This window comes from Vibrio astriarenae (assembly GCF_010587385.1).
GTDB lineage: Bacteria > Pseudomonadota > Gammaproteobacteria > Enterobacterales > Vibrionaceae > Vibrio > Vibrio astriarenae.
Genome location: NZ_CP047475.1, coordinates 474,424 through 486,879, shown reverse-complemented (window position 1 = coordinate 486,879; position 12,456 = coordinate 474,424). Strand labels below are relative to the sequence as shown.

Annotated in this window: 8 protein-coding genes; all 8 read right to left on the bottom strand. The window is 45.9% G+C overall.

Going from position 1 to position 12,456, the window contains the following annotated elements; genetic code table 11:
- Nucleotides 1-2: 2 nt before the first annotated feature.
- The 8 genes from GT360_RS02465 to GT360_RS02430 all read right to left on the bottom strand — a co-directional run bounded on the left by GT360_RS02465 (nt 3) and on the right by GT360_RS02430 (nt 12,370).
- Nucleotides 3-1,763: an acetolactate synthase 3 large subunit gene (locus GT360_RS02465; RefSeq protein WP_164647346.1), complete on the bottom strand. Its 1,761-nt coding sequence runs from the start codon at nt 1,761-1,763 to the stop codon at nt 3-5.
- 394 nt (nt 1,764-2,157) lie between these two features.
- Nucleotides 2,158-3,960 (bottom strand): AMP-dependent synthetase/ligase, encoded by a 1,803-nt coding sequence (locus tag GT360_RS02460; protein WP_164647345.1) that lies wholly within the window; start codon nt 3,958-3,960, stop codon nt 2,158-2,160.
- Between the two features lie 278 nt (nt 3,961-4,238).
- Nucleotides 4,239-5,198 (bottom strand): transcriptional regulator LeuO, encoded by a 960-nt coding sequence (leuO, locus tag GT360_RS02455; RefSeq protein WP_164647344.1) that lies wholly within the window; start codon nt 5,196-5,198, stop codon nt 4,239-4,241.
- A gap of 363 nt (nt 5,199-5,561) precedes the next feature.
- Nucleotides 5,562-6,605: an MJ1255/VC2487 family glycosyltransferase gene (locus GT360_RS02450; protein WP_164647343.1), complete on the bottom strand. Its 1,044-nt coding sequence runs from the start codon at nt 6,603-6,605 to the stop codon at nt 5,562-5,564.
- A 3-nt stretch (nt 6,606-6,608) separates the two neighbouring features.
- Entirely contained in the window at nt 6,609-7,136 is a 528-nt protein-coding gene (locus tag GT360_RS02445) for a phosphatase PAP2 family protein (protein WP_164647342.1), read from the bottom strand.
- Between the two features lie 155 nt (nt 7,137-7,291).
- The gene (locus GT360_RS02440) at nt 7,292-10,399 is read right to left on the bottom strand and encodes an efflux RND transporter permease subunit (RefSeq protein ID WP_164647341.1); all 3,108 of its coding nucleotides are present in this window, start codon (nt 10,397-10,399) and stop codon (nt 7,292-7,294) included.
- Nucleotides 10,396-11,703, bottom strand: a complete 1,308-nt coding sequence (locus GT360_RS02435) for an efflux RND transporter periplasmic adaptor subunit (protein WP_164647340.1) — start codon at nt 11,701-11,703, stop codon at nt 10,396-10,398. The genes GT360_RS02440 and GT360_RS02435 overlap by 4 nt, the downstream gene beginning before the upstream one ends.
- Nucleotides 11,693-12,370: a TetR/AcrR family transcriptional regulator gene (locus GT360_RS02430; RefSeq protein WP_164649548.1), complete on the bottom strand. Its 678-nt coding sequence runs from the start codon at nt 12,368-12,370 to the stop codon at nt 11,693-11,695. Before GT360_RS02430 ends, GT360_RS02435 begins: the two co-directional genes overlap by 11 nt.
- Nucleotides 12,371-12,456: the final 86 nt, after the last annotated feature.

Genomic DNA, 12,456 nt, shown 5'->3' with positions numbered 1-12,456 from the left:
AATTAGGTTCGCTCCGTCTTGCTTAGCCACATATTGTTCATCCCTTCACCCTTGATTTGCATCGGGTAAACGTGTTCTGTCTCATCAACATTAATGTCGACAAATACAAGACGATCTTTCATATCGAGCGCTTTTTTTAAACCAGATTCAAGTTCATCCGGAGACGCAATGCGAATACCTACATGTCCGTAGGCTTCCGCAATCGCTGCGAAGTCAGGCACAGAGTCCATGTAAGAGTTAGAGTGGCGACCTTGATAAATAATATCTTGCCACTGCTTCACCATTCCTAGGAAGCGGTTATTTAGGTTGATGATTTTAACCGGAATATCGTACTGCATTGCAGTAGACAGCTCCTGAATATTCATCTGGATACTACCATCGCCTGTGACGACAACCACTTCTTCTTCAGGCATAGCGAACTTAACCCCCATACCAGCAGGAAGGCCGAAACCCATCGTCCCCAAGCCACCAGAGTTGATCCAACGACGAGGCTTATTGAATGGATAATAAAGGGCGGCAAACATCTGATGCTGCCCCACATCAGAAGCCACGTAGGCGTCTCCATTGGTTAACTTATGCAGCGTCTCAATCACCTGTTGGGGCTTAATACGTTCACTGTTTGTGTCATAAGAAAGACATTGGCGTGCTCGCCATTCAGTGATGTTACCCCACCAGCTTTCAATGGCTGCAGCGTCATTGGTTTGCTCTTTCTCGTTGAGCAGTCCCACCATGGTTGATAGCACTTTGTCAGCAGAACCAACAATAGGCAGATCCACCTTAACGTTCTTAGAGATAGAGGATGGATCAATATCAATGTGCATTATCTTGGCGTCTGGGCAGTATTTCTCCAGATTATTAGTGGTTCGATCATCAAATCGAACACCGATACCAAAGATCAAATCCGCATTGTGCATCGCCATGTTCGCTTCGTATGTACCATGCATACCAAGCATACCCAGTGAGTTTTTGTGCATGCCAGGAAATGCACCTAACCCCATCAGTGTGCTCACTACCGGAAGATTCAGCTTATCCGCGAGTTCTGTAATGTATTCATGCGCTTCAGAGATGATCGCACCACCTCCTACATACAGCACGGGTTTCTTGGCCTCTAGCAGTGCTTTAAGTGCTTTCTTAATCTGCCCCTTGTGACCACTCGTTGTTGGGTTATAGGAGCGCATTTTAATCGATTCAGGATATTGGTAAGCGAACTTAATTTGTGGATTCAGCACATCTTTCGGAAGATCGATCACAACAGGACCAGGGCGACCTGTATTGGCGATATAGAAAGCTTTTTTGATCGTCTCTGGAATATCTTCTGCTTTCTTTACTAAAAAGCTGTGTTTAACCACTGGTCGCGAGACACCGACGATATCACACTCTTGAAAAGCATCATTACCAATCAGGTTATTGGGTACGTTACCTGAAATCACAATCATAGGAATTGAATCCATATAGGCTGTCGCGATGCCTGTAATCGTGTTTGTCGCACCAGGCCCTGAGCAAACAAGCACGACACCGGTTTTTCCGGTGGCACGCGCATAGCCGTCAGCCATATGGGTGGCTGCCTGCTCATGGCGCACAAGAACGTGTTTAATGTGATCAGTTTTGGCATGAAGGGCATCGTAGATATCCAGCACCGAGCCACCTGGGTATCCAAAAATCTGAGCTACGCCCTCTTCGATGAGTGATTGCACGACCATCTCCGCGCCTGAAAGTTGCGGAAGACCCGCGGTTGCGGTGTCGTGAGTTGACTTCTCCGTCATATCGGTCTCCTTACCAGCATCCCAAATAGCGTTGGTGCCACATTTGGTCTGGTTTTACATAGTCTAGGTCTTATTTGTAGCCTAATTATTAAAAACAGAAGTTTGGCTATGCCTTGAGCTTGTCATAACAAGCATTCAAGTTACTCAACAAATGTAACCTTTTCTTTGCACAATTACTAACCCCACGCCGCTCACAAATCTACCCATCGCACTGGTTTGGTTGCATTTTAGTTCGCAGATCTACTAGCAATACCCACTAAACCAGGTTAAGTCTCTAAATTAGTTATAAATGAAGTACATCTTGCCTAATTACAAACAAAAAAATCCCCAGAGAGTCATGACTCTCTGGGGATTTTTTAAGCACAATGAAAATTAACTTTCCACAAATACTGAATTAACTGCGTTTGTCAGTGTACATATCTTCAATTTCGTCTTGGTATTTATCGTTGATGACCTTACGACGAAGTTTTTGGGTTGGAGTTAGCTCCCCATGCTCCATAGAGAAAGCCTTTGGCAGCAGTTTGAACTTCTTCACTTGTTCAAACTTCGCAAGCTCTTTTTGCAATTCTTCTACACGTTTCTCTAGCATTTCAACCACTTGATGGTTCTTTATCAGCTCAACACGATCTTTGTACTTAATATTGAGCTCTTTTGCATACTCTTCAAGACTATCAAAACATGGAACAATCAGAGCTGACACAAACTTACGGGTATCAGCGATGACGGCGATCTGTTCAATAAAGTGATCTTTACCGATTGCACCCTCAACCACTTGAGGAGCAATGTACTTGCCGTTGGAGGTCTTCATTAGCTCTTTAATACGATCAGTAATAAAGACATTACCGTGCTCATCGATATGACCAGCATCACCCGTTTTCAAGAAGCCATTTTCATCGAACGTGTTTGCTGTCTCTTCAGGCATCTTGTAGTAACCGCGCATGACCATCGGGCCGCGCACCAAGATTTCATTGTTGTCACCAATTTTCACCTGAGCACCAGGCATCGACATACCGATAGAATCTGGGTTAAATGCGCGATCGTCCCAACATGAAACCGTCGCCGTCGTCTCTGTCATGCCGTAGCCCAGCTTCACATTGATACCCAGCGCGTGGAAGAAGCGGCCAATTGTTTCATCTAACTTCGCGCCGCCACATGGCATAAAGTTGATGCGACCACCGAGCAATTCACGAATTTTGCTCAGAACCAGTTTGTCAGCGAGGGCATGTGAACGCTTGAGCATCAATGAAGGCTTGCGGCCCTCTTGGTGACATGCGGCAATTTTCGCTCCCATGTTCACCGCCCAAGTAAACAGAACCTTGCGGATAAATGGTGCTTTTGACACCTTTTCATGAATTGCAGAGAAAATCTTTTCGTAGAAGCGTGGAACAGCACACATCACGGTTGGGCGAACTTCACCCAGCGCCTCACGCACCTGCATCGTATCTTTTAGGTAGCAGTTAGTTGCACCCTTGTATAACACGTAGAATGTCCACGCACGTTCAAATACATGTGAAAGCGGTAGGAATGCCATTGATACATCATCAGATGACAGGCTTAAACGCTCATCATGACCTTTTAGCTGTGAACCGATGTTGTTATAATCTAGCATCACCCCTTTTGGCTGACCTGTCGTGCCTGAGGTGTAGATCAGCGTCAATAGATCGTCTAGATTGGCATCAGCAAGGCGTTGCTCCAGCTCTTGTTGATGTGTTTGATTTTCAGCGGCAGTAAATGCCTGCCAATGCGTTGCATGAGGGAAGTCACCCAGTTCTACGTCATCAGACATAGCAACAATCAGCTCTAGCTGCTCACACTCATCAAAAATGCTCACGGCCGCGTCATACTGCTCTTGCTCACCGACAAATAGCACTCGCACATCAGCATTGTCGACGATGTAAGCGGCTTGTGCTGCGGTATTGGTTGGATAAATAGGTACCGTCACAGCGCGAAGTTGCAGTGCAGCGATATCAGCCAGCGTCCATTGCGGCATATTGTTGGAAAAGATACCAATCTTATCCTGAATTCTCAGTCCTTGAGCCAATAGAGCAAGCGATAATGAATCAACCTGCTGACCAAACTGCTGCCATGAAATACTTTTCCAAACCGTGCCGACTTTGTGCTTGAGTGCAGCTTTGTCGCCACCTTGGGCAATTTGGTTACGAATACATTTTACGATATGAAAATCAATATTGGCCATTGCGCTCACCTTTGGCTTACACATGTAAGCTATAATTCAGCGAACAAGTGTACATTTGCGGATTTAAAAGACAACTCCGACCCCAGGGTTATTTGTAATTTTCTGTGAGATAACAACGAACTTGACTTTTTATTGACCATTAATAGATTGATTAATAAGCATGTTTTTTAGTCGCTTCGCTGTAATAAATTTGTACAAGTTTTTCTAGGGCGCAAGAAAAAGCCCAGTCAATTTACTCACTGACTGGGCTGGTTATCACTTCTTTACGTAGCAGGATGCTAGCTTCTTGAAGAAACCTCTCCACAGGCGATCATCAATTGATCACGCAACCAAAGATGACCTTTATCTCTCTCGCTTGATTCGTGCCAGCTCAAGTAAGCAGCAATCGATTTGCGCTCAAATGGGAAGTTCAGAACCTGCAACTGGTCACGATTCGCAGCATTTTCGACCAACCATTTAGGGGCAATAGTAATCAACTCCGACTGACCAACAACATAAAGCACATTGTTTAAGCTTGTGCCTTCGTAATAGGCCAGAGCGTCAACAGATTGATATGCCAGAGCAGAAAAACTTTGATGACCATGAAGCTGAGACAGTTTCGCATGGCGCTCTGTCGTTACTTGATCACGGGTCACCATCTTCTGAATTCTTGGGTGCTGTTTAGATGCAACAACAACAAGCTCATCACGGAAAATTTCTGTGCTCGAGTATCCCTCAGCATCAAAACGATTGTAGTCGATGACAAAATCTAACTCTTGAAGACGCAAGCGCTCAGCGAGGCGATTATCAAACTCAGCATCAATGTGCAGATGAGTGTACGGCGCTTGTTCGATCACACGCGACATGATGTGTGGACCAAAACGCATATCATTTGGGCTACACACCGCTAGCTTGAACAAACGTGTAGAGCTTTCCGGTGAGAAAACAGAATTCGGCAATTCATTACGAATTAACTGAAGTGCTTGGCGGATGGGGCCAAAAAGTTGTCGAGCTCGTTGTGTTGGCTGAATACCTCGCCCTTGGCGGATAAACAGATCGTCGTTGAACATGACTTTTAGACGCGCCACAGCGTTACTCACAGCAGGCTGTGACATACCTAAGTTGTGTGCCGCTCGGGTGATATTTTGTTCTTGCATTACTGCGTTGAAAACCGTCAGAAGGTTTAAATCTACGCCTCTGAGGGTGCTCTCCATGCGATAGCTACTAATAGCGCTGACTGATTCTTGTTTGTCTAACATTGTCTGCCTCTTGTTGCTTAAAACAACATCAATTATTTGAATTATTCGCGATAGATAAGCTGTAGTTGTAATATTTATTATCCAGATATTTCTGAATTTGGGAGTACTATCTACGAATCAATTTGTGCTGTAAAACAAGATTGATAATTAATCAGTAATTTTTACCCACCAGCAGCTAAAATCAATTAATTTCATCACCTTAGTTGTTATATAAAAACCACTAAATGATAAATTTTGACCTCTTTTTACAGTAACATCCACCACAGTTCCGTAATGAGAGTCACCTTTTCAAATGTAAGACAAAACTTTCCCTGTCAGTTATAAGTAGCGTGAATAGCAAGATTTTAACATCACTATAATCAACTATATTGTCGCATAATCTGGGAAGTCGACTTGCGACCAAAGCGCTTGCTGAAGTGATGAGTGATCATGTAATTTCCCCTCACAGATCCAGCTTGCGATCGCTTCAGCGACATCTGGGTATGATACTTTTTCTGCGGCTTGGTCTCCCAACCATTGCCCCACCACCATAGAGTCTAACCTTTCCATCGTGCTCGCTAGCCCAAGCATCTCTAAAGTAGCAACGTTACTCAGCTGTTCAAATTGACCGTTTAGTGGTTTAAGCAAAAGCTTTTTACCCAATGATAACGCCTCCGAAGGAAGCTCAAATCCACCATTGGCAATCACACCACTGCAGTGGGTCAGATTTTCTTGGAAGCGATCGTAGCTTAAAGGTCGACAACGAATGTTCTCAATATCCATATCTTGTTTTACCTCAGGGTGGAAACAGACAAACTCTTGCTGATTAAAGCGAATTAATAGATCAATGATCTCTTCAAAGTCCTCGAAAGGCAGATACACCAAGACAAAGCCTCGGGACTCAATTGGCTTGTTTTCAGATTGAATGATGGGAGGCAATATGGGTTGGTCAAAGTGATACCAATGCAGTGCTAGATGGTGATCCGCTGGCGCAAAATAACGAATCAAAGAGTGGTCAATCATATTTGCCCCGCGCACCGGTACTTGATAGCGGAAGGCATTTTGATGACTGATGCTGAGACACGGTGTTTTACTCTTCTTTGCCGCCCATGCTGAGATGGGTTCAAAATCATTGACCACAAGATCATAGCCACTCAGGTCGAGCTGATGAATATCCGTCCACAACTGCTTGAGGTCGTTTTGCTTCACCGTTTCTAGATGGTCGACCGCTCCCTCCTTTGAAATAAAACTCACTCCTTTACGAGTTTGATAATTGCCAAACTCCGCCATAGAAAAGTACTTGTCTTTATCTCGACCAGAGAATAGAAAGTCAACTTCAACTGGCTGCTTTTTCAGTGCTCTTGCCATAGCGCGTGCGCGCGCAATATGGCCATTTCCGGTTCCTTGTACACCATATAGAATACGCATCCGTTAGACTCCCACCAAGTTCATCGCGAGCTCTGCACAGCCAATGCCAAGCGCTACCCCAATGACCACATCGGTAATAAAGTGCACACCCAGAAGAATACGAGACAAACCGATTAAACCGGCCCAACCAAAAGCGATTGGCGTCAATTGTGGGTAAAACTGACTGATAATTGTCGCCATTAGAAAGCCTGCAGCAGTATGCCCAGACGGCAAGCTGTATCGGTCGGAAGGCGTGATAAAAGAGATAAGCTGAGAAGATAACTCTGGTGGGCGGCGGCGTTTAAAACTGTTTTTCAGTGCCCAATAAATGGGCAGCTCAATAAGAAAGGCCGATAGTCCGCACAACACAAACACTTTGCCAGCATCTGCGTCCATCAAGTAAGCAACTAACGCTATAACGACATAAAGATGGCCATCGCCAGTATGGGAGACGGCTCTGCTCATCAGAGCAACTTGATGATTAAAGCGGTGCTGTAAACAAAACAGTGAGAAAGCTAAATCAAATCTAGCAATCGGGTTCATAACTCGCATGACTAACTCCTTGTATCGAGCGTTTTGCCCTAATTAAGGATTACGTTAATCAGTGAAGATGACGAAACCGTTAAGTTTTGTTGTAGAAGGGGTGAAAGTTAAACGCCCTGTGAAGCGAGTTCACAGGGCGTTTTTTAGGTTGGTATCGAAATGCTTTAGTCCGTCAGCGCTTCATGTTTTCGAACCATGCCGAAGTCAGCAAGAATGGAGTAAGCGGCAGGAATCATAAATAGGACTAATACCGTAGAGGCAAAAATACCAAACACAATAGAAATCACCAGAGGTTGAATAACCTGCGCTTGCAGACTGGTTTCAGTCAGCAACGGTAAAAGTCCGGCAGCTGTTGTTATTGAGGTGATAAACACCGCTCGAAAACGTTCGCGACTTGCTTTCACTACCGCATCATGAACGGAATCGCCATCATTCACATGGTGACGTATGTACTGCACCAACAAGATCGAGTCATTCACCACTATCCCCGCCAATGAAACAAAGCCCATCATGCTTGGCATACTTAGAGAGTGCCCAAGTAACCAGTGACCTATGACGACGCCAATAAAGGCCAGAGGTATTGCTAACATGACAACAACGGGCTCGAGGTAACTACGGAATTGGAAACTCAAGATAGTAAAGACGCCAAATAGCCCTAATAAAAATCCTTTACCCATTGATGCGCCAGTTTCAGCAGCATCTTTTGCTTCCCCTTCAAAATCAAAACGCAGCCCTGGATATTTTGCCACGAGCATCGGCGCTTCATCACGCTGGAACTGGCGAATGATCTCGGAAGAACTCGCTTTCGAGTTATCAATATCCCCAAACACGCTCACTGTACGTAAACCGTTTATACGTTGAATCCTCACGTAGTTGCGCTGAAAGTCGAGAGTCGCCACTGATGCGAGCGGAATCTGACTGCCATTTGGCATAATGATTGGAAAGTTTGCTAACTGCTGTAAGTCACCCGCTTCCACTTTATCCAGGCGCACCTCTATCTTGATGTTCTCAACGCCCACTTGAATCTCATCAGCGGTTTGACCAAAGAAAGCGGCTCGCAGTTGACTCGCGATCATCTGCCCATCAATACCAAAGCTCTCTGCACCCGGGCGAAGCTTAACCAGTACTTCCTCTTTACCCATCCGCATATCATCAAGCACACCATGAATCCCCTCGAACTGGTTAAGGTACTGCTGAATATCGATGGACGCGGCTTTAAGCTGTTCTAGGTCATCGTGTTTGGCTCGAATCTCAATAGCACGCCCACCCGGACCCATTGTCGGCTGCTTAAATACCAGAGAGATAGGGTCGGCGAGTTCACCCACCTCCTCACGCCATGCATCAATAAAATCGTCAATCACGGTGTTACGCTGCTCTGCTCCAAGCAGATCTAAACGCACGGTTGCGATATGAGGCCCTGACTCATTCGCATCGCTATTAAAATTGTAGTGACTCGTGATGTGCAAAATTAGCTCTCGCCCACCTTCAACCTCTTCACTCCAGCGCCGGTTTAAACGCTGTGCCGCTTGCTCTATTACATCGACGACTCGCTCGGTTTGCGATAGAGACGCACCAGGAGGGAGAATAATACGCGCTTCGGCAATATCCCCATCAAGCTCTGGGAAGGGAACAAACTTAACTACACCACCAGCAATCAGCGCGATGGACACCAGCATCATTGATAGCACGCCCCCCATAAAGGCATAACGATAAGTGACGACCTTCTCAACCGCGACGATCAATTGGTTGTTACGAAAACGCTCGAACTTATCCAAAATAATACGCTTAAACTTTAGTGGCTCGCGTTCATTTTTCTGCTTGTGAAGTGAATGAGACAAGTGGTTTGGAAGGATCAAAAAAGCCTCGATGAGACTTAAGCTGAGCACGAGAATCAGCACCTGTGGCACCGCACGCAGCACCGCTCCCATCTCACCTTGTAAGAATAGCAAGCTGCCGAAAATGCACACCGTTGTTAAGAAAGAAGAAATAACACCTGGCATCACCTTCTTCACGCCATTGATCACTGCATCATCAATACTTTGGCCCCGATCAAGGTGAGCGGCTATCGATTCGGCTATCACAATTGCATCATCCATCATGATACCGATCGCCATCAACAGCCCCACCAGCGACATGATGTTTATCGACAGCCCTAAGTTTGCCATTAAGAACAAACCACCCAAGAACGCCACGGGTAAACCAGCTGCGACCCAAAATGAATAGCGCAAACTAAAGAACAGCCACATGGTCGCGAAAACCAAGACGATACCCTGCCAGCCATTACGCACCATCATGGTCAGACGATCCCACAGTACCGATGAGAGATCGTTGGTCATCTGCAAGGTTACGCCATCGGGTGCCACTAAGCGCTGAGCATCCACGAATGCAGAAACTTGATCTTTGATACGCAGCGCATCATCTTCTTTATTCTTACTGATCTTGAGTAGCGCAGAGGGCTTGTCATCAAAGATCACCTTTTGCTCATCAAGTTCAAAGCGATCGGTAATCGTGGCAACATCACGCAGACGGATCAAAGAGCCATTTTCCCCCGACCCCACCACAATGCTCTCAAGCTCTTGAGGTGTAACTCTTCGCTCGTCGAAACGAATGAGGAAGTTCTTATCGGGTGTCTCAACATTACCGCTTGGTAGTTTGATGTTCTGCTTACCGATTTGATTGGCGATGTCATTGACACTCAACCCCAGTTGGCGGATGGCATCACTGTTCAACTCGACACGATATTGGTGGTCGGAAAAACCACTCACCTCAACCAGCGAAACACCATAATCAAGTTTCAAACTGCGTTTGAGCTCTTCTGCGTATGCTTTTAGCTGCGGCCATGTCGTGTCTGCAGTAATGGCGACATCCACCACAGGCTCATTCCAATCAAGCTCTTGAACGATCGGCGACTCAATCTCTGCAGGAAAATCATTGATGCTGTTGATCTGCGTTTGCACATCCACCAGCATACGGCCAATATCTGCTTTCTCATTGAGCTTTAGTACTAAGCGGGCAGAGCCTTCAATCGCCTCACAGCGGGTCTCTTTAATATTAGCTAGCCCATCAACGGCATCTTCCATCCGCACACAGATACTCTCTTCCACCTCTTGAGGTGATGCTCCAGGGTACACCACTCCAGCTAAAATATAAGGTGGGCTAAATTCCGGAAAGGTCTCACGCTTGATACTAGAAAGTGATGAAATACCCAGTACTAAAAGTGCGAGCATCAACAAATTTGCCGCTGTTGGGTGTTTAGCAAAAAAACGGATCATTGCTCACCCCCCTCAGTTTCTTCACGCAATAACATGCCTTCAATCGCCGGCAACACATCGTTGAGAATCAACTTATCACCAGCCGTAAAGTCACCCTGTACGATAACCTCATTATTTCGTCTGAATAGGACTTCAACCGGAACAAACTGTAATCGACTCTCTGCATCCATCACATAAACTCGATCACCGTGCAGAGCACGCTCTGGTACCACCCAGCTCGGGTTGGCCTTCCCCTCAATACTCGCCTTAACAAACATACCATTGGCCAGTGCGGGCACTGAGTTGGGCTCTAAGGTTGTGTAATCTTGCTCTACCTCTAAAATCACACCTATCGTCGCCTGAGCAGAGTCGACACTTTCAGATAGGCGTGCGACAGTCGCAGGCCATTGCGCTGACAAGTTACCGCTGCTGAGGGCGATATGCGCTTTGATATCAGTGCCTTGTGCTTGTGGGATACCTGAGGTACTGCGTTCAAATTCACTCAGGCTGTTGATCACCACTTGCATGTCATGAATAGAAAGTTGGGCGACGACCTCCATGACGTCAATGCCATGAGCCGTAAACATGGTTTGTTGTAGGTTCACCACCTGATCTTGCTCGATATCGACTTGCGAAACACGCAAATCTTGTGGCAACACGATCTTGGTGCGAGACAGTGATCGCTGCGCCTCTTCCAATTTAGATTCACTGACACGCACTACCGCCTGCGCCACTCGCTTTTCATCTGGCAAAAGCGCTATCTGATTCTCAATATCTTGCAGCAATTTCTGTTGCGATAAGACATTTTGCTGTTGTTGATCCACATCCGACTGAGAAGTAAGACCGCGATCTTGCAAATTGCGCTTACGATCAAGCTCCAGCTTAGTGATCTGCAATCGATTCTTCTCGATCGCTAAAGACTGTTTCAGGTTGTCCTCTTGCTGCGTTAGCTTTTGCAATGAGGTTTGACTGGAAGCCAGGTCAGCTTGGGCCTGTGCTAACTTCAGTTCGTAGTCGAGTGGGTCAATACGCAAAACTTCGGTCCCTGCCGGTAGCACTTGCCCCTTTTCTAACTCAGGGTGTCGATAAACCACCTTGCCCGTCACCTCAGCAATCGCTTTCCATTCCACTTTCGGTGAGACGTGTCCAAAACCGATCACTTCAGGCGCAACCTTAACGCGATGCATCGGCTGTGTCTCGACCAAACGAGCTCGTTCGCCAGCGGGCTTAGACGGTAAATCTGGACGCATTTTTATCGACATAACAAGGACAATGATGCCCACCGCTAAAGCTGGGAAAAAGAGAAGTTTGCGATTAATTTTCATCGTGGGTTCCTTGCAAATTAGTCGGGGGTTGAGAAGGCACAAGCATGCCAGACTTGAGTAAACGTATGTTGTGCTCGAGCAGTGATTCTAAAAACGCCTGGTCTAGCTTAAAGCCATGCAGCGCCATCATTGCCGGTGGAGCAATAAAAGGAAAAATCATTAAGCTAATGAATGAGAAACGACAGAGATCAGGGTCTAAATCTGGGTGAATGATGCCTTCTTCTACCAAGCACTCAAACAGAAGATCATTGCTTGGCTTGATCGTGTCGGTGAATACTTTTTCGACGAGTTGACGAGAAGTATCTGTCGCAGGCATCAGCATCACTTGGCTAATCAAGCGTGAGAAACGCGGTGTTTTTAGCATACTCATGTAGTGTTCACGCATAAGCTCGTAAAGGGTTTTGTCACTGGTTTGTTCGAGCAACTGGCTAATTTTACCCAGCATCGGCTGCAAGCTCTCTCGCAACATGGTTTCAAACAGCCCTTCTTTGTTGCCAAAGTAATAACGAACCATCGCACTATCCACTTGCGCTTTCTGTGCAATTAAACGTATCGAAACCTTTTCGTAGGGCATGACACTAAATAGCTCTCTCGCTTGTAATATCAGCTGGTTACGTACATCAACCTTATTCGCTGGTCGCCCCACTTTACGATTTGAGGTCATAATTGTTCCACTAATTCATCAACCGATGAATTTTATAATAGTCTTGATATAAACACATAGTGACTATATTCCTCACATATTCATCAAGT

Bases quoted from the DNA above. Each gene is read 5' to 3' on its own strand.
- leuO (WP_164647344.1), bottom strand. From the start codon at position 5,198: ATGTTAGACAAACAAGAATCAGTCAGCGCTATTAGTAGCTATCGCATG.
- GT360_RS02460 (WP_164647345.1), bottom strand. From the start codon at position 3,960: ATGGCCAATATTGATTTTCATATCGTAAAATGTATTCGTAACCAAATT.
- GT360_RS02445 (WP_164647342.1), bottom strand. From the start codon at position 7,136: ATGCGAGTTATGAACCCGATTGCTAGATTTGATTTAGCTTTCTCACTG.
- GT360_RS02440 (WP_164647341.1), bottom strand. From the start codon at position 10,399: ATGATCCGTTTTTTTGCTAAACACCCAACAGCGGCAAATTTGTTGATG.
- GT360_RS02435 (WP_164647340.1), bottom strand. From the start codon at position 11,703: ATGAAAATTAATCGCAAACTTCTCTTTTTCCCAGCTTTAGCGGTGGGC.
- GT360_RS02465 (WP_164647346.1), bottom strand. From the start codon at position 1,763: ATGACGGAGAAGTCAACTCACGACACCGCAACCGCGGGTCTTCCGCAA.
- GT360_RS02450 (WP_164647343.1), bottom strand. From the start codon at position 6,605: ATGCGTATTCTATATGGTGTACAAGGAACCGGAAATGGCCATATTGCG.